The sequence below is a fragment of the Chenggangzhangella methanolivorans genome, from assembly GCF_019797865.1.
GTDB classification, from domain to species: Bacteria; Pseudomonadota; Alphaproteobacteria; order Rhizobiales; family Methylopilaceae; genus Methylopila; species Methylopila methanolivorans.
This window is the reverse complement of the sequence record NZ_CP081869.1, coordinates 2068827-2089278: the sequence shown is the minus strand read 5'-3', so window position 1 is coordinate 2089278 and position 20452 is coordinate 2068827. Positions and strand designations below refer to the sequence as shown.

Annotated in this window: 20 protein-coding genes and 1 pseudogene; 14 read left to right on the top strand and 7 right to left on the bottom strand. The window is 64.7% G+C overall.

Annotated features, from left to right (window positions below):
• The first annotated feature begins 35 nt into the window (after positions 1–35).
• The 3 genes from K6K41_RS10880 to K6K41_RS10870 all read left to right on the top strand — a co-directional run bounded on the left by K6K41_RS10880 (position 36) and on the right by K6K41_RS10870 (position 2430).
• Entirely contained in the window at positions 36–875 is an 840-nt protein-coding gene (locus tag K6K41_RS10880) for an SDR family NAD(P)-dependent oxidoreductase (protein WP_261405053.1), read from the top strand.
• 40 nt (positions 876–915) lie between these two features.
• The gene (locus K6K41_RS10875) at positions 916–2013 is read left to right on the top strand and encodes an SMP-30/gluconolactonase/LRE family protein (protein ID WP_261405052.1); all 1098 of its coding nucleotides are present in this window, start codon (positions 916–918) and stop codon (positions 2011–2013) included.
• Between the two features lie 225 nt (positions 2014–2238).
• On the top strand, positions 2239–2430 hold the full coding sequence (locus tag K6K41_RS10870) for a nuclear transport factor 2-like protein (RefSeq protein ID WP_261405051.1): 192 nt from the start codon (positions 2239–2241) through the stop codon (positions 2428–2430).
• A gap of 15 nt (positions 2431–2445) precedes the next feature.
• Here the strand turns inward: K6K41_RS10870 and K6K41_RS10865 are convergent.
• From K6K41_RS10865 to K6K41_RS10855, 3 genes and pseudogenes are all read right to left on the bottom strand, one after another.
• Positions 2446–3504, bottom strand: a pseudogene (locus K6K41_RS10865) (SDR family oxidoreductase).
• Between the two features lie 67 nt (positions 3505–3571).
• A complete protein-coding gene (locus K6K41_RS10860; protein ID WP_261405050.1) occupies positions 3572–3976 on the bottom strand; it encodes a DUF2177 family protein in 405 nt (134 codons plus the stop codon).
• Positions 3973–4185 carry a hypothetical protein gene (locus tag K6K41_RS10855; protein WP_261405049.1) on the bottom strand — a complete coding sequence of 71 codons (213 nt, stop codon included), beginning with the start codon at positions 4183–4185 and terminating at the stop codon, positions 3973–3975. Before K6K41_RS10855 ends, K6K41_RS10860 begins: the two co-directional genes overlap by 4 nt.
• Before the next feature lie 185 nt (positions 4186–4370).
• Between K6K41_RS10855 and K6K41_RS10850 the strand changes: the two genes are divergently transcribed.
• From K6K41_RS10850 to K6K41_RS10840, 3 genes are read left to right on the top strand one after another with little or no spacing between them, the layout of a single operon-like run.
• Complete coding sequence (locus K6K41_RS10850) at positions 4371–4562, top strand: hypothetical protein (protein ID WP_261405048.1); 192 nt, start codon at positions 4371–4373, stop codon at positions 4560–4562.
• Positions 4563–4609: 47 nt separating this feature from the next.
• Positions 4610–4993: a LexA family protein gene (locus tag K6K41_RS10845; RefSeq protein ID WP_261405703.1), complete on the top strand. Its 384-nt coding sequence runs from the start codon at positions 4610–4612 to the stop codon at positions 4991–4993.
• Positions 4990–6267 carry a Y-family DNA polymerase gene (locus K6K41_RS10840; RefSeq protein ID WP_261405047.1) on the top strand — a complete coding sequence of 426 codons (1278 nt, stop codon included), beginning with the start codon at positions 4990–4992 and terminating at the stop codon, positions 6265–6267. The genes K6K41_RS10845 and K6K41_RS10840 overlap by 4 nt, the downstream gene beginning before the upstream one ends.
• Positions 6268–6274: 7 nt before the next feature.
• Here K6K41_RS10840 and K6K41_RS10835 read toward each other — a convergent pair whose 3' ends face one another.
• Complete coding sequence (locus K6K41_RS10835) at positions 6275–7180, bottom strand: LysR family transcriptional regulator (RefSeq protein ID WP_261405046.1); 906 nt, start codon at positions 7178–7180, stop codon at positions 6275–6277.
• Positions 7181–7282: 102 nt separating this feature from the next.
• Between K6K41_RS10835 and K6K41_RS10830 the strand changes: the two genes are divergently transcribed.
• The gene (locus tag K6K41_RS10830) at positions 7283–8152 is read left to right on the top strand and encodes an SDR family oxidoreductase (protein ID WP_261405045.1); all 870 of its coding nucleotides are present in this window, start codon (positions 7283–7285) and stop codon (positions 8150–8152) included.
• Between the two features lie 19 nt (positions 8153–8171).
• On the opposite strand, the gene K6K41_RS10825 is transcribed toward K6K41_RS10830, so the two are convergent.
• Positions 8172–8891 (bottom strand): ATP-dependent DNA ligase, encoded by a 720-nt coding sequence (locus K6K41_RS10825; RefSeq protein ID WP_261405044.1) that lies wholly within the window; start codon positions 8889–8891, stop codon positions 8172–8174.
• Between the two features lie 1298 nt (positions 8892–10189).
• Positions 10190–13426: a response regulator gene (locus K6K41_RS10820; protein WP_261405043.1), complete on the bottom strand. Its 3237-nt coding sequence runs from the start codon at positions 13424–13426 to the stop codon at positions 10190–10192.
• A gap of 676 nt (positions 13427–14102) precedes the next feature.
• Here K6K41_RS10820 and K6K41_RS10815 point away from each other — a divergent pair.
• The 5 genes from K6K41_RS10815 to K6K41_RS10795 all read left to right on the top strand — a co-directional run bounded on the left by K6K41_RS10815 (position 14103) and on the right by K6K41_RS10795 (position 18009).
• Positions 14103–15608 (top strand): MFS transporter, encoded by a 1506-nt coding sequence (locus K6K41_RS10815; RefSeq protein ID WP_261405042.1) that lies wholly within the window; start codon positions 14103–14105, stop codon positions 15606–15608.
• Between the two features lie 13 nt (positions 15609–15621).
• Entirely contained in the window at positions 15622–16470 is an 849-nt protein-coding gene (locus K6K41_RS10810; protein ID WP_261405041.1) for an alpha/beta fold hydrolase, read from the top strand.
• 104 nt (positions 16471–16574) lie between these two features.
• Positions 16575–17105: a VOC family protein gene (locus K6K41_RS10805; protein WP_261405040.1), complete on the top strand. Its 531-nt coding sequence runs from the start codon at positions 16575–16577 to the stop codon at positions 17103–17105.
• Between the two features lie 21 nt (positions 17106–17126).
• Positions 17127–17312: a hypothetical protein gene (locus K6K41_RS10800; protein WP_261405916.1), complete on the top strand. Its 186-nt coding sequence runs from the start codon at positions 17127–17129 to the stop codon at positions 17310–17312.
• 178 nt (positions 17313–17490) lie between these two features.
• Entirely contained in the window at positions 17491–18009 is a 519-nt protein-coding gene (locus K6K41_RS10795; protein WP_261405039.1) for a GNAT family N-acetyltransferase, read from the top strand.
• A 100-nt stretch (positions 18010–18109) separates the two neighbouring features.
• Here K6K41_RS10795 and K6K41_RS10790 read toward each other — a convergent pair whose 3' ends face one another.
• Positions 18110–18946: an oxidoreductase gene (locus K6K41_RS10790; RefSeq protein ID WP_261405038.1), complete on the bottom strand. Its 837-nt coding sequence runs from the start codon at positions 18944–18946 to the stop codon at positions 18110–18112.
• A 156-nt stretch (positions 18947–19102) separates the two neighbouring features.
• Between K6K41_RS10790 and K6K41_RS10785 the strand changes: the two genes are divergently transcribed.
• Both K6K41_RS10785 and K6K41_RS10780 read left to right on the top strand, forming a co-directional pair.
• The gene (locus K6K41_RS10785; protein WP_261405037.1) at positions 19103–19996 is read left to right on the top strand and encodes a LysR family transcriptional regulator; all 894 of its coding nucleotides are present in this window, start codon (positions 19103–19105) and stop codon (positions 19994–19996) included.
• Between the two features lie 177 nt (positions 19997–20173).
• Complete coding sequence (locus K6K41_RS10780) at positions 20174–20452, top strand: EthD domain-containing protein (protein ID WP_261405036.1); 279 nt, start codon at positions 20174–20176, stop codon at positions 20450–20452.

Sequence of the window (20452 nt, the reverse complement as noted above, 5' to 3'; positions counted from 1 at the left end):
CATCCCATCAACGACCGAAACACAGGAAAACCGACATGAGCCTGCAAGCATCCGACCGGGCCGGGAACCCAAGCCCGAACCTGCGCCGCTACGGTCCCTGGGCGCTCGTGACGGGCGCCTCCGATGGGATCGGGCGCGCCATCGCCGAGCAGCTCGCTCAGGACGGCTTTAACCTCGTGCTGGTCGCCCGGCGGCAGGAGGCGCTCGAAGCGCTCGCGGCCGATCTCGGCAGGAACGGCGTCGAGACGCGCGTCGTGGCGAGCGATCTCGGGCCCCGCGGCGGGGCGGCGCAGCTCGACAAGGCGACGGCTGAACTCGACATCGGCCTTGTCGTTGCGGCCGCCGGGTTCGGCACTTCAGGCGCGTTGCTCGACGCCTCGCTCGAAACAGAGCTCGACATGGTCGACCTCAATTGCCGCTCGGTCGTCGAAATCTCCACCGTGTTCGGCCGCCGTCTGGCCGCCCGCGGCCGCGGTGGGCTCGTCTTGTTCAGCTCCGTCCTCGCCTTCCAGGGAGCGGCCGGCGCAGCCAACTACGCCGCAACGAAGGCGTTCGTGCAGAGCCTTGCCGATGGGCTCTCGCGCGAGCTGAAGCCACGCGGCGTCGATGTGCTGGCCACCGCTCCGGGGCCGACGCACAGCGGCTTCGCGAGCCGCGCGAACATGAATATGGGCTTCGCCGCGACCACGAAAGACGTGGCGCGCGCCACGATCGCGGCGCTCGGCCGATCCGGAACTGTGCGACCCGGCTTCGTCGCCAAGTTCCTGGGTTGGTCGCTCGCACCCCTCCCGCGCGGGGCCCGGACCACGATCATGGGACATGCAATGGCCAGCATGCGCCCGAAGAAGACCGTTGCCAAGGCTGAGGTCGCTTGAGCGCGGCGCCGAACAAGACCCCGATCAGGAGGACCGAACGATGAAAAGAACACGGAGCTGGAAAGCGCTCGCCACCGCAGGCCTCGTCTTCGGCGCCGCGTCCGCCGCGACGGCTGATCCGGCGACGATCGCAGTTCCGGCCGGCTCGCCGTTCCCCGAAAGCGTGACGGCAACGGCGGACGGCACGCTCTACGCCGGAAGCCTCACCCATGGCGGCATAGTGCGCGCCAAGCCAGGGTCGGCCGAAGCTGAGGTCTGGATCAAGCCAGGGGCCTTCGGAACGCGCTCGACCTTCGGCGTGCTGGCCGACGAGGCCAACGGGCTGCTCTGGGTCTGCTCCAACGACGCCTCCCAACTCGGAGCCAAGGGCCCGACCGAGATCGAGGGCTCGTTCGTGAAGGGCTTCGACCTCACGACCGGCGAAGGCCGGATCAGCGTCGAGCTGCCGTCGAGGCCCGCGATCTGCAACGACATGGCGATTGGCCCCGACAAGGCGCTCTACGTCTCGAACACGGCCCAGCCGCAGATCCTGCGCCTCGCCTTCGGCGAAACGAAGATGCAGGTGTGGGCGCAGGACGACCGGCTCAAGGGCGGCCTCGACGGCCTCGCGTTTGGGGCCGACGGCTTCCTCTACGCCAACACCTTCATCAGCGGCGAGCTGTTCCGCATGGAGGTTGATTCCGGCGCGGTCGGCAAGATTGAGAAGATAGAGACGGCGCGGCCGCTGAAGTTCCCGGACGGCCTTAACGGACGGCGCCGGTTTCCTGATGGTCGAGGGCGGCGGGCCGCTGTCGCAGGTCACGATCGCCGACGGCAAGGCGACGCTGACGATGATCAAGGAGTTCGCGGGACCGACGGGCCTAACCCGCGTCGGGGACGTCATCTGGGTCGCCGAAGGCCAGATCGTCAATCTCGTCGATCCGTCGCTCAAGGGGCAGATGCCGAAGAGCTTCCAGTTCCGCTCGATCAAGGCCGATCGGTAGCGGCCCGGTCCGCCAAGGACGCTGCCTCTCCACCGAAGACTGTCCGCCAAGGTCTCATGGCGCCGTCGGCCCGCCCGGCCGGCGGCAGGCGGCGCAACAGCGAAGGAAACGCTCCATGGTCTACGCCTACATCGTCGAGAAGAAGATCCGCCTGAGCTTCGACGACGTGAACGTCCGCCGATGGGACGCTGTGGTCAAGGACATGGCCCAGACGTCCATCACCGCGTGTCCGGAACGCACGCGCTCGGAGGCGAGCGACGCGGTAAGTAGGCCGTCCGCAAGTGGGTCGAGCGCATGGGGCGCGTCTTCCCCACGCTCCGCATAACGCTGGACGAAGTTTGGATGACTGGCGGACCTTGGAACACGACCGTGTTCGCGCGATGGAGGGCGACCGAGGCCTTCGCGACGGTCGCAGTCGGTACGAGAACCGCGGCCTGCACGTCTTCACCCTGAAGTGGGGCAAGGTCCGCACCCTCGGGGAGTACTTCGACTCGCAGGCCGCAGATCGCGCGCTCGCGGTCCAGGCCGGGACCGGTCTCGACGAAGCCGCGGCCGAACCGATCGGGAGCTAACAGAATCGCGGAATCCTACGGGATCAGCCGCTCCTGCCGAAGCCGCTCGAACAGCGAGAAGAACGCGTCGTCGGTCGCGACATAGCCCGTGAAGCCGAGCTTCCGGCATCGGCTCATGTCGGTCACGACCTCGATCGGCCTGCCGAGGTCGGCGTCGGTGTGCCAAGGGGAAGCGAGACGGCCGAGCTCTCGCTCCGCGAGACCATGTGTCACGGCGATCTTGCGCCAGGTCTCGTCGTCTTTGGCCATCTGCTCTTCGAGCGGCCGGACAACCCCGTCGAACTCGACGTATGGGAGCTCGAACTACTCGGCGATCCGGCCCCACATCCACGACCATCGGTAGACGTCGCCGTTGACGATGTTGAACGCGGTGTCGGCGGCCTCCGGCGTCGTGGCGGCCCACAGCATCTGCGCCGCGAGCTGATGGGCGTCCGTCATGTCAGTCAGGCTCTCCCACTGCGCCAGGGAGCCCGGGAACAGGAAAGGTCGTCCCGTCTCCTTGCAGATCGTCGCGTGGACCGCGAGCGTCGTCCCCATGTTCATCGCGTTCCCAACGGCCTTGCCGATCACCGTGTGGGCGCGGTGGACCGACCGGGTGAAGCCGTCCCGCTTCGCCGCAGCGAACAGCTCGTCCTCCTGCGCGTAGTAAAAATTAGCGACGTCGAGCCGACCCTGGTTCTCGCGGAACGGCGTCTTGGGCAGGTCGCCTTTCCCATAGGCCTCGAAGGGTCCGAGGTAGTGCTTCAGGCCCGTGACCAACGCAACGTGCCGGACCGACCCCCGCCGGCCCGACGGCCGTGAGGATGTTGCGGACCATCGCGCCGTTGACACGGATGCTCTCGGCCTCTGTGTCCTGTCGCAGCCAGCTCGTGATGAACACGTGCATCGGCTTTGCGCCTGACAGCTTCCCCGGAGCGCGGCCTCGTCCAGCAGGTCGGCTGCGATCGGCTTCACCCCCTCCTGTCTCTCGGGGTTGCGTGCGAGACCAAGGACCTTCCATCCGTCGGCGACGAGGGACTCGGCGAGCGCGCTTCCGGCGATCCCGGTCACGCCGACGATGAGGGCGGTGTTCATGGACAGTCCTTCAGTTGAGGTTGAGCGGCCGCGGGGCTACAGGACCAGCCTTCACGGCCGGAGCGCGTCAGCCTGAGACCGCCGGCGTTGCGACGAAGCCGACTGTTGCGGCGACCGCGGACAGGACCGTTCCCCAAGCCAGGTCGACCATCGCCAGCATCGGCGGGAAGCCGCGCACCACGGCGAGGTTCGTGAGGTCGTAGGTCGCGTAGCCGACGAGACCGAGGACCGCTCCGTTGACCAACGCTGTCGTCCACGATCCCGACGCAAGCGCCGGCGAGACCGCGAACCACACCAGCCCGAACACGAAGATCAGGTAGAAAGCGGCCGCCGCGGCGATGCTGGGACTGGGCGACATCAGGTCGCCCATCTGGCTCCTGTAAAAGCCACGGGCAACGAGACCGAGCCAGATCCCGTCGATGACAAGGAAAGCGACGGCCGTGAAGCCGTAGGCGATGAGGTTCGTCTTCATGCCTTCGCCTGCTGGACGGCCTTGCCTTGCTCGAGTTGGTAACGAGCAGCGTCCGCGCTCGGAATGGTGTGCTCGTCGACGATGCTGGTCTTGGAAGGTGCGGTCTTCGTGAAGATCTCCATCGCCGCCTCCTTGCTGTCGGCCTGCACCGCCCAGCGGCCGCCGTCCTTGTCGTCGAAGACCCATCCGACCACGTCGTTGTCGCTCATGCCCGTCTCCTGAAAGAATTCGGCGGCGCGTCTGCGCCACCCTCAGACAGGCAACGTCCTGCGGACATGGACGTTCGGAGACAGCGTCCGGTGCCCCGAGGCGGACTGACGCGTCGCTCCGATCAGGAACGGACTTGTTCCCTAAATGTTCTCATGCATCCTTGCGCTCCTTTTGGGAGAGTTGGATGCCGGACGTCGCGGACAAGCTGCTGGAAGACGAGGGCTCGGACGTCGAGCGCGCCGTCGACGACGCGATTCGGCAGGCTGGAAGCGAGCGCGCCGCGATCAGGTCCCTGATCGCCCTTCTGGAGAACGCCGAGCGTAACGTGTCCCTCGGCTATCGGCGCGGACTGCAGCCGCCGAGGCCCGCCCCGTGAGCCGCTTCGTCCGTGCGGTCGCGCTCGGCCCCGAGCTTCGGGTGCCGATGTTCGAGCACGGCCTCTGCGCGGGCTTCCCGTCTCCGGCCGACGACTTCCTCGAGGACGCGGTCGACGTGGCGCGGCTGCTCATCACCAACCCGCCGGCGACGTTCCTGTGGCGGGTGGACGGCGACAGCATGCAGGACGCGGGGATCTTCGACCGGGACATCCTGGTGGTCGACCGAAGCCTCGAGCCGCGCGACCGCGACGTGGTCGTCGCCATCGTGAACGGCGAGCGGTCGCTGAAGCGGCTCTCGCTGGCGGGCCGTCCGCGGCTCGCCTTCGCCAACAGGCGGCTCCCGGACTTCGAGGCGCCGGAGCTGGCCGAGATCGAGCTCTGGGGCGTCGTCACGTGGAACCTGCACCGCCTACGGGCGGTGCGCCCGTGACCGAGCGTTCCTTCGCCCTCATCGACGGCAACAGCTTCTACTGCTCCTGCGAGCGCGTGTTCGATCCCAAGCTCGCGACCCGTCCCGTGATCGTGCTGTCGAACAACGACGGCTGCGCGATCGCAAGGACCTCCGAGGCCAAGGCGCTCGGCATCAAGATGGGCGACCCCTTCTTCAAGATCCGCGACCTCTGCCGCCGCGAACGGATCGCGGTCTACAGCTCGAACTACACGCTCTACGGAGACATGAGCCGCAGAATGGGCTGGATCTACGAATCCTGGGCTCGCGAGGTCGAGACCTACTCGATCGACGAGAGCTTTCTCGATCTCTCGAACTTCCGGCTGTCCGAACGGGCCGAGCTGGCCCGGGACTTGCGCGCGACCGTGCTGCGCTGGACGGGCGTTCCGACCTGCGTCGGCATCGGGCCCACCAAGACCCTGGCTAAGGCGGCCAACGCCATGGCCAAGAAGGATCCCGAGGCCCGCGGCGTCGTCGACCTCACCGATCCGGCCGAGCGACAGGCCAGGCTCGACCGCTTCCACGTCTCAGACGTGTGGGGCGTCGGACCGCGGTCGTGGGCGAAGATGGAGGCGCTGGGGATCAAAACGGCGGGCGACCTCGCGCGCATGGACCCACGTCAGATCCGGATGAAGTTCACCGTCGTCGGCGAGCGGACGCTCCACGAGCTCCGCGGCGTCACCTGCATCGACCTCGAGACTGTTGTTCCTCAGCGGAAGGGCATCGCCGTCACGCGCAGCTTCGGACGACCGGTGACCACGCTGGAGGGCCTCATCGAGGCCGTGGCCTCGCACGCCTTCCGCGCGGGCGAGAAGCTGCGGCGCCACGGCCTCGCCGCGACGCACCTGTCGGTGTTCGCGCACTCCAACCTCCACAACGGCGACCCGCACTTCTCCGCGGGCGCCACCGAGGACCTAATCGAGGCGACGAGCGACGGGCTGGCGCTCATCGCGGCGGCCTCCCGCGGGGCGCGTCGCCTCTGGCCACCGCGCGGCGCCAAGCTCGCGAAGGCGGGCGTGATCTTGGACGACCTGGTCCGCGCCGACCACGCGCCCGCTGCGCTGATCGGCGGGCGCGACCGCGAGAAGGCCGACCGGATGATGGCCGCGGTCGACGCCGTGAATGCGCGCTTCGGCCGAGGCGCCATCATCTCGGCGGCGGCGGGCATGAAAATGCCGTGGGCGACGAAGTTCGAGATGCGCTCGCCGCGCTACACGACGCGGGTCGACGAGCTCCCGGTGGCGAGGGCGGGCTAGCCCCGGATCAACCCGCGCTCTGACTGACGTAGGCGGCGAGCTCGTCAGGGCTCCCGTTCGGGAAGGCATCCCTCAAGTGGTCCAGGAACGCCGCCACGCGAGCGCTGAGAAGCCGTCGGGTCGGGTACAGCGCCCACAACGTGGTCTCGGGTCCCTCGACGTCGCCCCAGTGCGCAAGTCGTCCGGCGACGATGTCGGGACTGGCGAGCGACAGCGGAAGCCGGGCCGCGCCGACGCCCATGCGAACCGCGTCTCGCACCATGACGAGCGACGACAGCCCCAGCTTGGGATCCACGGCGATGGATGATCGCCCTTCCTGCGTGCTCACCTGCCAGGCTTCGGCACCACCCACCGATCCCCTCACGACGGCCGGGACGGCTTCGCTGCCGATCAAGGGGCGTGCGAGACCGGGACTCGCCACGACCACCAGGCGGTCGCGGAGGAAGACGCGGCCGACCAACGTCGCGTCAGGCTCCGGGTTCACCCGGATGACGAGGTCATAGCCTTCCTCGATCATGTCGACGGGCCGATCCTCGGCCGTGACCTCGAGCCTGACGTCGGGATGCTTCAGCGCGAAGCCCGCGGCGAGTCTTCCCATGGTCGTCTGGGAAAACAGCGACGGCGCGCTGATCCTGAGCCTCCCCCGCGGACGGCCTCCGCGGGATGCGATCTCGGTCGCCGTCTCGTCCAGCTCGGTCAGCATCACAGCAGTCCGCTCGAACAGCGCGCGGCCTTCCTCAGTCAGTTTCAAGACACGGGCCCCTCGCTCGAACAGGCGGAGCTCGAGGCTAGCTTCCAGCTCGGTTACCCGTCGGGACAGCGTGGCCTTCGGGCGTGCGGCCGCGCGAGCGGCCTTTCCGAACCCGCCATGGCGGGCGACGAGATTGAAGTCGGCGAGCGCAAGCAGATCCATCTGTTCCACCAGTGAGACACAGCGTTCAGATATAGCGTCTATCGAGACGAATGTGGATCACTCACTTTCGGGCTGTCCTCAACCCGAACAGGAGCGATTCCAATGACCATTCTCGTCACCGGCGCCACCGGCCGCGTCGGCCGCCATGTCGTCGACCAGCTCGTCAAGCGCGGCGCGGCCGTGCGCGTCCTCACCCGTGACGCCTCGAAGGCGGATTTCCCGAAGGAGGTCGACGTCGCGCAGGGCGACCTTCTCGACATCGAAGCGCTGCGCAAGGCGTTCGACGGCGTGACCACGCTGTTCCTGCTGAACGCCGTCACGGGCGATGAATTCACCCAGGCGATCATCACGCTCAACGTGGCCCGCGAGGCGGGGGTCGACAGGGTCGTCTACCTCTCGGTGATCCACGCCGACCGCTTCGCGAACGTGCCGCACTTCGCGGTGAAGTCCGGGGCGGAGCGGATGCTCGAGCAGGAGGGCTTCAGCGCCACGATCCTGCGGCCGTCCTACTTCATCGACAACGAGGTCATGGTCAGGGACGTCATCGTGAACCACGGCGTCTACCCTATGCCGATCGGCGCCAAGGGCGTCGCCATGGTGGACGCCCGTGACATCGCCGAGGTCGCAGCCATCGAGCTAATCCGGCGCGACCAGGCGCCCGGCAAGCTGCCGATCGAGACCATCAACCTGGTTGGCCCAGACACGCTGACGGGCGCCGATGTGACCGCGATCTGGTCCGACCTCCTGGGCCGCCCCGTCGTTTACGGCGGCGACGACCCCAGCGCCTTCGAGCAGAACATGGCGACGTTCATGCCGAAGTGGCAGGCCTATGAGATGCGGCTGATGGCCGAGCGTTACGTCAGCGACGGCATGATCCCGGAACCGGGCGACGTCGAGAGGCTGACGACAATCCTCGGTCGTCCCCTCCATACCTACCGGGAAGCTGCAGCCAAGCTCGTGCCCACGGTCTGAAGGTCGACGCGCGGGTCGCTTAGCCCGACGCGACGCCTTTTAAGGCCGGATGCCTGAGGTTCCCCAAGGGCGTCCGGCCGCGGTACTCGACCTCGACCAAGGCGAAGCCCTCGGCTGCAATCCGCGCCCTAATCGCGTCCGCGGCGCGCTCGCTTAGGCCCGCCCCGACCGAGCCGACCGAGACCAGGCCACCGTCCTTCAGCTCGGCTAGGTCCAAGGACCGCGAGCCCGGCAGGTAGGCGGTCACACCGAACGTGCCGACCTGCGTGCACTTCACCTTCAGCCAGCTTTTGCTGGGACCCGAGCGATAGGGGGCATCCTGGCGCTTGGCGACGACGCCCTCGAGGCCCATCCGGCAAGCCGCGGCGACGATGTCGGCGGGCGCGCCCTCGACATTTTCCGAGAACCGAATCGCCTCCGGTTCGCCCGCCCTCAGCAGCAGGTCTTCAAGCAGCAGGCGCCGCTCGTCGAGGGGCAGCTCCCGAAGGTCCTGGCCGTCGAGGTGCAGCAGGTCGAACGCGTAGAGAAATGCCTGCGGGGCGCGCTTCTTCGCCAGCGCCGAGTGCAGGGCGAAGAAGTCGCTGATACCGTCCTCGCCGACCATCACGGCTTCCGCGTCGATCACCGCGGCCTCGACGGGCAGCCGCTCGAGGGCGGATCGGATCTTTGGCGCCCGGTCGGCCCAGTCGAGGCCGGACTTCGTAAAAAGCCGGACCGCCCCGTTCACGTGGGCCTGCATGCGGTAGCCGTCGTGCTTGATCTCGAACGCCCAGCCCTTGGCCGTCGGCGCGTCGGTGACGAGCGTCGGCTTGCATGGCGGGACGAACTCTGTGCGGAAGAGCTCCGCCTGCCGCGGATCGCGGCGGCGGACAAGAGGACGGCTCGCGACTGCAGCGTCGGACGCCTCGGTCGACCGCTTGATCTCCCGAAGTCGGCGCGGGGTCTTGGCCATCCACAAGAGGATCACCGGGACCGGTTAAGGGTGGGTGGAGACCCTACGCGCGTTCAGCGGTAGCGCCCCAATTCCAGTGACACGTTACCGGCCTATCGAACGTCTGCTTGTCGGAGAACACACGAAGTCCGCTGTTGATGCTGGACGGCTCTCCGACCCCGAGTGACGGCGCCGCTGATGCGTCCAGCGCCTCGTCCGCGCCAGGGCACCCCTCGAGCATGGGCAGACTAATCGGAAAGAAGGCGGTCCCGCGCCTAGATTCAAAGTATGAGTACATATACTCATCGCAGATAAATGTGAGTATTAATGCTCACGAACAAAACGAAATGTTCACTGTTATCGATATCTATACAAAACAAGAACGCGCTTAGTCAGCGCTATTTATTTCGCCTGACGCAGATATTCCATTTAGACGGTCCGCTTCGCGTTGAGCGTCTTCTTTTATAAGACGGATAAGCAGCCTGTCATCGTCTACGATGGCCCCGACATTATCCACGACGCACCAACTCGCGTCGGTAAAAAAATTGAGCCTTTGAATCGAGTATGGTGGGCGACTTTCGCGTGTGGGGCGCATCGCGCTCGCTCCCTAGAGGGGCGAGAGCGCGTCGCATCTCCCAGTCGCCGATGCCTGTATTTTGTCGACGATGACAGGAACTTAGGTCAGCACAGCAAGCAGGCAACGACGGGTCGTACGCAATCAAAATTTCAAGCCTTGACGACATCGATCCAAGTTAGAGGGAAGAACGATCGTTATTCCATCGCTGGAAGTCGAACGAGGATCGGTCGAAACTCCATGAGCAGAAGCAGCTCAAACGTAGAGACGTGGTCGCCGTCGATTGTTTTCACGTCTATGGTTTCGCGGAATTTGGTCCGCAAAGCTGTAGCCGTTGCAAAGGCCTCAAATGCGCCGAGCACAACAAACGTAGGAAACTCCCGTCTGCCACGTCTTGAGACACAATATGCTTTTTGCCTTAGCATCACGCGCCCCGAGCATGCTCAGAATTCGACCTGCTCGGCAAAATCTTGAGCGGGCTGAGCCGCGATCCTTGAAAAGGATCTGAGGTCCGACAAGCTTCGGAAAATACTTAGGCACCAGTTCCGTCGCTTGACGCGGTGGCTGCGAGACGGACAAGGTCTGGAAGTGATTTCGCGCCGGTCTTGGCCATGATCGCCGCTCTGTGGTTTTCGACCGTTCGCTGACTGAGGCCGAGATCGCTCGCGATGATCTTGTTCGGATGCCCAGCAAGGATTCGTCCGAGGATGTCGTGCTGGCGCATGGTCAGCCCGGCGATCTGCTCCGCTGCGAGACGCCGCGCCGCGTCGCGACGGCCGGCGTCGACCGACTGGTCAAGCGCCTGCCGGACGCTCGCAAGTAAGTCGTCAGGCGTCACGGGCTTTGAGATGAAGTCGGAAGCGCCGGCCTTCATCGCGTCGACCGCCATCGCGATCTCGCCCGCGCCCGTGATCATGATCGTGGGCAGAGGGTCGTGATCCTGACGCAAACGACGAAGCACATCGTGGCCACTCATGCCCGGCAGTCCGACGTCGACAAGCAGGCATCCACTCAACCCACTTCGATAGTTCGCGAAAAAGTCCTCACCGCTCGAATAGGTCAGGACCGTCGCGCCGCTGTGCGCCAGGATTGCGCGCATGGCGTCCAACACCATCGGGTCGTCATCGACGACATACACGACTGAAGTTTCGCTTTGGAGGTCGGCGGAACTGGCCTGTTCTTGTCGCGGCGATGATAGTTGATCAACGAGGTCGAGAAGCGCCGAGGGTTCGACGGGCTTGCTCAAGCGATGGTGGCCGGCGTCGGCGATCTCCCGAAGCGTCGACGTAGAGATGTCGCCGCTCAGGATGATGACCGGGATATCGCGATCCAGTCGGGTACGCAGCTCCTTCGCAGCCTGGACGCCACTGAGCGCCCCGGGCAGATTGTTGTCCGCGAGGATGAGATCGGGTCCTGCATCGCCGCGATTAGCAAGACGCAAGGCGTCTTCGCCGTCGCGCGCCGTGGTGACCTGATGGCCGGCCTGGCTGAGGAGAAGCGCCAAGAGCTCGCGGATCTGCGGATCGTCGTCAATCGCGAGAATCCTGGAGCCGTGCGTTCGCCGTTGCGGCGGCGAGATCCGCCTTCCGACAGTCTCGGACGCCAACCGCGACGACAGCGCTCGATCGGCCGAGATCGAGAACATTGAGCCGCGATACGGCGTCGAACGGACGTGGATGGAATGGCCGAGAAGGTCGGCGAGACGCTTGACGATCGAGAGGCCAAGCCCGAGGCCGCGGCCCCGCCCATGCGCGGGCGAGCCGATCTGGTAATATTCGTCGAAGATCAGAGACAGTTCTTCGCTCGGCATGCCGGCGCCGGTGTCCCACACCTCCAATCGAACCGATCCCGCGCGCCGGCGACAGCCGAGCACGATCCTGCCCTGATCGGTGTATTTGAGCGCGTTCGACAGCAGGTTGCGGAGCATCTGCTCCAGAAGCTGGCCGTCACTCCGAACGGAGAGACTGCACGGGATGACACGCAGCTCGACGCCCTGAGCGCTCGCCGGATAGCTGAACTCGTCCTTCAACCGATTGAGCAGGTCGCCAATCGCGACATCCGCGGCTGCGATCTGGATCGTCCCGGCTTCGATCTGGTTCACGTCGAGCAGCTTGTTGAGCATGCCGGTCATCGCCCCGAGCGCGCCGGACATTCGGACGAGCAGGTTCTGTGCGTCGGGCTGATGGACCGTGGTCGCAAGCAAGCCGTGCAGCAGCGACAGGGTCTGAAGCGGCTGACGGAGATCATGGCTTGCGGCGGCGAGAAAACGGGTCTTGGCGGCGTTGGCCTGGTCGGAAACGCGCCGTGCGGCGTCGAGCGCATGAGCGACGCGACGTCTGTCGGTTACGTCGGTGAACGTGATGACGACGCCTTCGACCGCGCCGTGCTGCGTTCGGTAGGGCTGAATCCGCCGAGTGAACCAGATGTCGTCTTTGGTCTCGATTTCCGTCTCCATCGAGACGGAGGTTCGCATCACCTCGCGGGCGTCGTCGAGCAGGCCGAGGTCGTTCGACAGCGCGCTGAGGTCGGCGAGAGGACGGCCAACGTCGCTCGGGATAACGCTGAACAGTGATCGGATCGCGGGGGTGTAAAATCTGATCCTGAGTTGGGCGTCCAGAAACAGCGTCGCGACGTTGGTGCTGAAGAGGACGTTCTGTAGGTCGTCGCTGGTCCGGCGCTGTTGCTCGAGCGTCTCCTGCAACTGGGTGTTCAGCGTCGTCAGCTCTTCATTCAGCGATTGAAGCTCCTCCTTCGAGGTGACCAGCTCCTCGTTGGTGGACTGGAACTCCTCGCTGATCGAGAGCGCCTCCTCGCGGAACGTCTTCTCCTCTTCAGTCGCCCTCTCGAGCTCCTGGAGCGCGGTCTGAAGATCGAGCCGCGTCGCTGTCAGCTCAGTTTCGAGTTCATCAACACGGACCGTTTCCTGGGGCGAGAGATCCCGCCCGGGCGAGGCGTCGTGGCGCTGTGTTTCGATGAAGCAGACCAGCGTCAAAGGCTCAGCCTCGTTCGGCGCCGCCTGCGCGGTCAGCGTCAGCTCGTACGTGCCCCCGCCATGCGAGACCTTTCCTCCCGTCGCTGTCGCGCGGGCCTGGGTGCGGGCGGCTTCCTCGATGACATTCCTGAGACGCGTGCGAAGCGCCTGTGGGGCCATCGCGAGGAGATCATGCGAGGCGTAGCCCTGCGGGATCTTCAGATATCGGTCGAGCGGTCCAAGCGTGTAGAGGCAAGCATATTGGGCGTTGATCAGGACGGCGGCTGGCGCGTGCTCCGCGAGCACGAGCTCTCGCGTGAGATCCGCGAGCGCTGTCGCGCGGGGCGGAGGTTCACGGCCGGCGGCGCGTAGCGGGCTGCGGACCTCCAGCGCGCCGCCGGCCGAGAACCCGAAGTCCATCGGACGGCTGCGACCGATGCGACGGTACAGCCGCTGGGCCTTGGAGATCGGCTCGAACCGCCCGGCGATGTCGCCGGCGGTCTCGGCCCCGCCAAGCAGAAGCAGCCCTCCGTCTTTGAGCGCGAAGTGGAACAGGCCGATCACGCGCGCATGCGCTTCGGGGCCGAAATAGATCAGGAGATTGCGGCACGAAACCAGATCAAGCCGCGAGAACGGAGGGTCGGACAGGACGTCGTGGACGGTGAAGACCACGGAACCTCTGAGTTCGGGCGACGCCCGGTACCCGGTCTCTTCCTTGATGAAGAACCGGTCGAGGCGTTCGGGCGAGACCTCGGCGGCGATCGACGGATGGAACAGACCGCCGCTGAATGTCGGCATTCAGGACGAGCGGCAACTTCCGTTATTGGCGCCAGGCGGCCGTGCTTCATTGGCCGCGGATGACCCGTTGCGGTCCTTGAGACCGTCCGCTTGATGCAGGCCACACCGGTCACGTTCGGACATCGACGCGACCCCTCTATTCGCTCGCCATTGATGTCGGTCACGAGAGGTTCGGCACGGCATTTCGCGGCACTGAGCGGAAGATTGCGCGCCCTCGACGAGCCATGCGCCGTCGCACAAGCATCGCGCCGGATCCTGGCGACCCGCCCCCGGGGTCGAGGAGACAAGATTGACCTGACGGTGCGGCTCGCCGTCCTCGAAATACGATTCAGAGCTCGCCGGCCCTGACTAGGACCATCTTCCGAGGGGACCGCAGCGCGTCCTCTTGGCCGGATCGGCGCCGCTTGCTCGGCTAAATGAGATCAACAGCGGGCGCCGATAGAGTACGGAAGTCGAGCGCCATCGACAGCAGCCCGCACAAAACTGAACGCCGACAGTACAGTTGTGTCAGTTCCGAAGTAAATTGGCGCAGTTATGTTATGCGCCATCGGCTGAGGCGCGTCCTCCGTAATATTTCCGAAGCCCATAGAGGCGCGCTCTCCGAGCGGCGCATCGGCTCCTGTCGCTTTTGGGGCTGATCACTCCAGCACGGTGTCAGCCAGTGAAGGTAAACGCCATGAGCGCTAGCAACTCACCTGCGCCAGATGTGATTGGTATCCCGACTGAGCCAGACGTCGTAGCGCTGGACCCTCGGCGATGGGCGATGTTCGCTGTGCTGCTGGTCGGCGCTTTCCTGCCTCCGCTCGACTTCTTCATCGTCAATGTCGCTCTGCCTTCCATCCAGCAGGACCTCGGCGTGTCTTCGTCAGTCGAGCAGCTGGTCATTTCCGCTTATGCAGGCCTCTACGCCGTCACTCTGATCACTGGCGGACGGCTCGGCGATCTCTTCGGTCGAGAGCGGATGTTCGTTGTCGGGCTGCTCGGCTTCGCCTTGGCGTCCATGCTCTGTGGTCTCGCCTGGTCTCCATGGGCGCTCGTATCAGGCCGGGCAATCCAGGGCGTGACGGCCGCCGTGATGGCGCCGCAGGCGCTCGCTTCGGTCCAGGCGAGCTTTTCAGAGAAGGAGAAGCATCTCGCGCTCAGCCTCTACGGCGCCGTGTTCGGTTTGGCGTCCGTGGTCGGTCAGGCCTTGGGCGGCGTGCTGATCTCGTTGAATGTCTTCGGACTGGGGTGGCGAGCGATCTTTCTCGTCAACCTGCCGGTGGCGTTCCTGCTCATCGCCTTTGCTGTCCCGCTACTGCGCGCGCCGCGCGCCCGCGATCCGCGCAAGCTCGATCTGGTCGGGGCCGGGCTCTCGGTGGCGACGCTCGCCGCTCTGATCATCCCACTTACTGAAGGCCGAGAGGCGGGATGGCCCCTATGGACGTGGATGTCGCTGGCCGTCGTTCCGATCCTGGCGGGCGCTTTCTGGCGCTATGAAGGGACGCTCGCACGGGCGAGCGGGTCTCCGCTGCTTGACCCCCGCGCCCTGGGCGCGCCTGGACTGGCCCGCGGGCTGACGATCGCGTTGCTGTTCTACACGATCTCGACGTTCTTCCTGCTGTTCTCTGTCTATCTGCAGCAGGCCGTGCGCCTAAGCGCGCTGGAAGCAGGCCTGGTCTTCCTGCCCTATGGCCTGGGCTACCTGCTCGGCCCCCTCATTTCGCCGGCGCTGAGAGGTGTGTTTGGGCTCACCGTCACCCCACTAGGCATGACTCTGGAGGCGATCGCTCTGTTCGGCATCGCCTGGCTGATCGGAACCACGACGCCGGGCGCGCCGCCCGACCAGATTTGGATGGTCGCGCTGCTATTCCTGACCGGAGCCGGTCAGGGACTTGCGACGCCCGGCCTTATGCAGATGGTCACCAGCCGCGTTTCGCCCGCCTTCTCGGGAATGATCGCAGGAGTGACCGGATCCACCCTGCAGGTCAGCGTGGCGCTCAGCGTCGCGGTAATCGGCGGCGTCTTCTATGCGCTCGGCGGAGCACGCGCCGGCGCCAGCCAGATCGCTCACGCTTTCGTCGTGACCCTCCTTGTCATCGCCTCCAGCCAACTCATCGGCGCCGGGCTCGGCCTGACGATCGCCCGACGGCCTGCGCCCGATCCCGCGCACAGATCTCATCCGAACAACGCCAACATCTGACTGGAGGGCGATCATGATCGCGACTTTGAAGGGGTTCACCCAGCGACTGGCGCCGGTGAACGGCATCAAGATCAACGCCGTTACGGGCGGATCAGGACCGCCGATACTCTTGCTGCACGGTTGGCCGGAGACATGGTGGGAATGGCACGACGTGATGCCGCTCCTGGCGGAGCATTTCAGCGTTGTGGCGATCGATCTACGCGGCGCTGGCTTTTCCGACTGTCCGATCGACGGCTACGACAAGGCGACGATGGCGCGCGATGCGCACGAAATCATGGTCGCCCTCGGGCATGAGCGCTACGCCGTGTGCGGACACGACATCGGTGGGATGGTGGCGTTGCCGCAAGCCGCCATCTTTCGAGAGGCTGTCACGCATCTTGCTGTCCTCGATGTGCCGCTTCCCGGATGGAGCGGATGGGAGGCGACGACCTCCAGGCTCTGGCACTTCAGCTTCCATATGAACCGGGATCTGCCTGAGCGCCTGATCCACGGGCGTGAATATGACTATGTATCGACCTTCATGGCCGAGCGGTTCTACGATCACAGCGCATTCGATCCGGCCAACATAGAAATCTACGCCAAAGCGATGGCTCTTCCGGGCCGCATCCGCGGCGGGATGGAATGGTATCGCACGCTCGAAGCCGATCATGCGGCTGCGCTTGAGTACAAGAAGCAGCCGCTTGAGATGCCGGTGCTTGGCCTCGGCGGGGACCAACGGTTCGGCCCGCATATGGTGCCGATGCTCGAGGAGTTCGCCTCTAACGTGAGAGGCGGTTCGATCGCGCAGTGCAGCCACTATGTCGCGGACGAGCGGCCGCATGAAGTCGCGGCCGCTCTCATCGATTTTCTCAAAGCCAACTGAATCTCTGCGCCTGGGCCGCGGTGGCTCCGGCGGGATCGCGACGTTGCCGGTGAAACGCGCCGCAGCGATCGCGATGGATCGACCAAACAAGAAAGGGAAATGTCATGACCAGCCCCGTCATTCGCGGCGTCAATCACATCGGCATCACGGTGCCCGACATCGAACAGGCGAAATCGTTTCTCGTCGAAGCTTTCGGCGGCCAGCTGATCTACCAGTCCTTCGGACCGCAGGACCCGCCGCGGAAGGGTCCCGAGTTCGAGCGGGCCGTCGGGGCCTATCCCGGTACGGTCGTGCGCGCGCAGGCGATGGTCAAAATCGGAACCGGAGCTGACATCGAGCTCTTCGAAATGCATGGCCCCGAGCAAGCTGAGCCTGTGCGGGCGAGCGACTTCGGCATCACGCACTTCGCTGTCTACACCGACGACATCGACGCGTCGGTCGAACGCTTCGAGAAGGCGGGAGGCACACCCTTCACTGCGCCGCGCGCCATCCCCTACGCGACCGAGAAAGGGTCGGGAAACAGGGTCTGCTACGGCCGCATGCCCTGGGGCACGACGATGGAGTTCATCACCACGCCTGACCGGATGGCCTATCGCGATCAGACGGATCTGCGCAGGTGGCAGGACGAGGACTGAGCAAGGCGCAAGTCTGAACAGATGCACCACGCCGTCGATCCAGTCCGCGGCCTCGGCGCGGCGATGAATGCAACCGGGCAGCGCGAAGAGCTTGCCCACAGGCTCCTACTGAAGCACGCGGCCGACGCAGCCATACCGGGCGTCGCGGACATCGCGCCCTACGTGGCCTTCGGCGCCTTCTACTTCCTCGTGTCCCAATCTGGATGACGGTGGAGCAGTTCCGGTCGCCGAGTGAGACCTTCGAACCATCAACCCCGCAGGTGCCGCTCGAGCTCGGCTAAGGGCAGCGAACAGGGAGGTCGGCGGCAGACGCCGGCCTCCAGAAGATATGGCGACCCATGGCGACTCTTTGCGACTTTCCACATAGCCGCTTTAATGTCCGTCTATGAACATCTTAACGACTGCGCGGCTTGTGCTTCGGAGCCCGTCCCCTCACGATTTTCAGGATCTGCACGAACACGTGCTATCTGATCCAGTCGTCATGGGACGAGTTTTCTCTGGCCATGCTCTGCAATTAATGCAGTCCAGAGAATTCTTTGAAGCTAATTTCGATCATGATCAATCCGGTAAGAAGCTCGGTATGTTAGTGGAGCGCGGGACGGGGTCTCTCATCGGCTTCGCAGGCTTAATATCTTGCAGCGCGCTTGATCAGCTAGATTACGAACTTGGCTTCGTTCTGCGTCGGGAAGCCTGGGGCCACGGCTATGCGACCGAGATCGGGCTGGGCCAACTTGACCACGGCTTTAAGACGCTCGGTCTGCCGCGCATTCTGGCCCAGGTTTACCCAAGTAATGCCGCATCGATTTCTGTCATCACGAAAATCGGCATGACGCTTCATTCCAGAGTGCGCAGCCGAGAGCGCGGCGAGCGACACGTTTATATGAAAACGTGTAACTCGCTCTAGCACTCCCGGAAGTACGGTTGAGCCGACCAGTGTGATGGAAGCTATCAGCCTGTCGGCAGAGCTGCCGCAGGTGACAGTCATCCTGATTAGGTCGAAGCGTCTAGGTTGGAGCGCCGAAATCGGTCGCGATGGATATGTCGCGCCAGGCGGCGATGTCAGCTCGGAATGCGTCCAGCTTTCGCTCCGCAATCGCGTGAGCGCGCGGCCCGATCGGAAGGTGCAGCGGCGGATGCTCGGCGTCGATCGCTTGCAGCATGACAGCTACGGCCTTGTCCGGATCGCCCGCCTGCCGACCGTCGTTGGTCTCGCGATAGCGTCGCCTCGCCCTTACGGTCTCCGCGTATGCGTCGATCTCGCGCGCGGCGGTCGCCATCGAGCGGCCCAAGAACTCGGTGCGGAAGGGGCCAGGCTCGACGATGATCACCTTCAGGCCCAGAGGGGCAAGCTCCTGCGCGAGCGCCTCTGAGAGGCCTTCCACGGCGAATTTGGTTGCGTTGTAGAAGCCGAAGCCTGCAGAGCCGGCTATTCCCGCCCCCGACGAGAGATTGACGAGACGGGCGCCTGGACGTTCGCGGAGCGCGGGAAGCGCGGCTCGGGTCGTCTCGATTAGGCCGAAGACGTTTGCCTCGAACATCGGCCGGTATTCGTCGGGCTCCGCCTCCTCGATCGCGCCAATGAAGCCGAAGCCGGCATTATTGACGAGCACGTCCAACCCACCGAACGCGCGCTTGGCCAATGCCACCGCCTTCGCGGCGTCGCCCGCGCGGGTTACGTCGAGCGAGATGCTACGCACCGTCTCGGGATATCGCTCGGACAGGGGCAGCAGGCTATCGGTGGAACGAGCGGTGGCGACAAGCCTGTCGCCGCGCGCGGCGACGGCTTCAGCAAGCCGTTGGCCCAGGCCGGACGAGCAGCCGGTAATCAGCCAGGTCTTCATCATGTTCTCCTTCAGCTTCTGAAGTGGGGCCGGGCGACCCAACGCGATGGGCTTGGTCCGGACCCAAGTCTCGGGATGAGGAGACATGTGCCGATTGAAATCGTTCGATAACTGACAGTATCGTACATTTTTCGTTCGTTTTTGTGGGGGTGCGCGATGGAATGGAGCGATGTCAGAATCTTCCTGGCGGTTGCCCGCACTGGCACGTTGGGGGCAGCCGCGCGCGCTCTTCACCTAAGCCACCCCACGGTCGGACGCCGACTTCGCGCGCTCGAACAGGCTACCGGCCATACGCTGTTTCAAAGAACAGTCGACGGCTTCATTCCAACGGAGGAAGGCGCCGCCGTTATCGCTTTGGCGGAGCAGATGGAGGACGGCGCGCTGGCCATCGAACGGCGGCTCGCAGGCCAGGAGCAGGAGCTCCAGGGCACCTTGCGCATATCCTCCGCCGACTGGTTCGGAGCGTACGTTCTGCCGCCAATCATCAAGGATTATGCGAAGGCGTATCCGCACGTCGACGTCGAAATCCTGACGGGCACACGCCTGTTCAGCCTCGCGCAGCGGGAGGCTGATATCGCCTTTCGGATCGTCCCGTTCGATGGTCCCGACATCGTGCAGCGCCGGCTCGTTCGTCTGGCTTATGGAGCCTACGTGGCGGCGCGCCTACCCGACCCCGAATACGGCTACGGAGAGGGGTTCAGGCTGATCACTCATGACACGTCGACAGGCCAGTTCCCGGATATCGCCTGGCTTCAAGAGAGCTTCCCGAAAGCGATGACGGTTCTTCGCTCGAACAATCGTAACGTTCAGAGCCGCATGTGCAGCCAGGGCATCGGCATCGCCGTCCTGCCGCGGGTGGTGGGCGATCAAATGGCCGATCTGCGCAGGCTCAACCTGCCGACCGAGCCGCCATCGCGCGACATTTGGATGGGGTATCACAAGGACATCAGACGTCTTCAGCGGTTGCGGGCGTTCATCACTATGGCGACCGATCATCTGGCGACCGCGCAAAACCAGACGGAGCGGCCGCAGCCCGACGCGTCAGGTTGAGGTCGGGCGCAAACGCTCACGGTGTCGAGCGTCGGTCGTCAGGCGCGTTTCAATCGATCGAACCGAACGCCGCAACTTCATGGCCCACACAAATGAACGGAGAGCGTTCAAGTTTGTAAATTGAAAGCTGCATTTCATGGGATCAAATACTAGTCCATGACAAGCACAACACTTATCGTGACATGCAGCGGCGGGACATATTTCGATCGCGACTATTACGTCGATGTTCACTTGCCACTGGCGCTCGCATGCTGGGCGCAACATGGACTGGAAAGCGCCAGCGCCTTCTTCCCTCGCGACGCCGACGCCGCAGATGTCTCCGTGGGAATCTATCGGTTTCGCGATGAGGCCGCGCTGCGCACTGCGCTCGCATCCACCGAGACCGAGGCTGTGATGACGGACGTCCCTCGCTTCACCGACGCTGTCGTGTCTCGCAGCATCGGCTTGCCGCTCTGA

What these genes read in the sequence shown, in the direction of transcription:
- K6K41_RS10855 (WP_261405049.1), bottom strand. Translation starts at nt 4,185, where the DNA reads ATGAGCGACAACGACGTGGTCGGATGGGTCTTCGACGACAAGGACGGC.
- K6K41_RS10810 (WP_261405041.1), top strand. Translation starts at nt 15,622, where the DNA reads ATGATCGCGACTTTGAAGGGGTTCACCCAGCGACTGGCGCCGGTGAAC.
- K6K41_RS10845 (WP_261405703.1), top strand. Translation starts at nt 4,610, where the DNA reads ATGTTCGAGCACGGCCTCTGCGCGGGCTTCCCGTCTCCGGCCGACGAC.
- K6K41_RS10820 (WP_261405043.1), bottom strand. Translation starts at nt 13,426, where the DNA reads ATGCCGACATTCAGCGGCGGTCTGTTCCATCCGTCGATCGCCGCCGAG.
- K6K41_RS10860 (WP_261405050.1), bottom strand. Translation starts at nt 3,976, where the DNA reads ATGAAGACGAACCTCATCGCCTACGGCTTCACGGCCGTCGCTTTCCTT.
- K6K41_RS10880 (WP_261405053.1), top strand. Translation starts at nt 36, where the DNA reads ATGAGCCTGCAAGCATCCGACCGGGCCGGGAACCCAAGCCCGAACCTG.
- K6K41_RS10830 (WP_261405045.1), top strand. Translation starts at nt 7,283, where the DNA reads ATGACCATTCTCGTCACCGGCGCCACCGGCCGCGTCGGCCGCCATGTC.
- K6K41_RS10875 (WP_261405052.1), top strand. Translation starts at nt 916, where the DNA reads ATGAAAAGAACACGGAGCTGGAAAGCGCTCGCCACCGCAGGCCTCGTC.
- K6K41_RS10870 (WP_261405051.1), top strand. Translation starts at nt 2,239, where the DNA reads ATGGAGGGCGACCGAGGCCTTCGCGACGGTCGCAGTCGGTACGAGAAC.
- K6K41_RS10790 (WP_261405038.1), bottom strand. Translation starts at nt 18,946, where the DNA reads ATGAAGACCTGGCTGATTACCGGCTGCTCGTCCGGCCTGGGCCAACGG.
- K6K41_RS10835 (WP_261405046.1), bottom strand. Translation starts at nt 7,180, where the DNA reads ATGGATCTGCTTGCGCTCGCCGACTTCAATCTCGTCGCCCGCCATGGC.
- K6K41_RS10825 (WP_261405044.1), bottom strand. Translation starts at nt 8,891, where the DNA reads ATGCAGGCCCACGTGAACGGGGCGGTCCGGCTTTTTACGAAGTCCGGC.
- K6K41_RS10815 (WP_261405042.1), top strand. Translation starts at nt 14,103, where the DNA reads ATGAGCGCTAGCAACTCACCTGCGCCAGATGTGATTGGTATCCCGACT.
- K6K41_RS10800 (WP_261405916.1), top strand. Translation starts at nt 17,127, where the DNA reads ATGCACCACGCCGTCGATCCAGTCCGCGGCCTCGGCGCGGCGATGAAT.
- K6K41_RS10850 (WP_261405048.1), top strand. Translation starts at nt 4,371, where the DNA reads ATGCCGGACGTCGCGGACAAGCTGCTGGAAGACGAGGGCTCGGACGTC.
- K6K41_RS10785 (WP_261405037.1), top strand. Translation starts at nt 19,103, where the DNA reads ATGGAATGGAGCGATGTCAGAATCTTCCTGGCGGTTGCCCGCACTGGC.
- K6K41_RS10805 (WP_261405040.1), top strand. Translation starts at nt 16,575, where the DNA reads ATGACCAGCCCCGTCATTCGCGGCGTCAATCACATCGGCATCACGGTG.
- K6K41_RS10795 (WP_261405039.1), top strand. Translation starts at nt 17,491, where the DNA reads ATGAACATCTTAACGACTGCGCGGCTTGTGCTTCGGAGCCCGTCCCCT.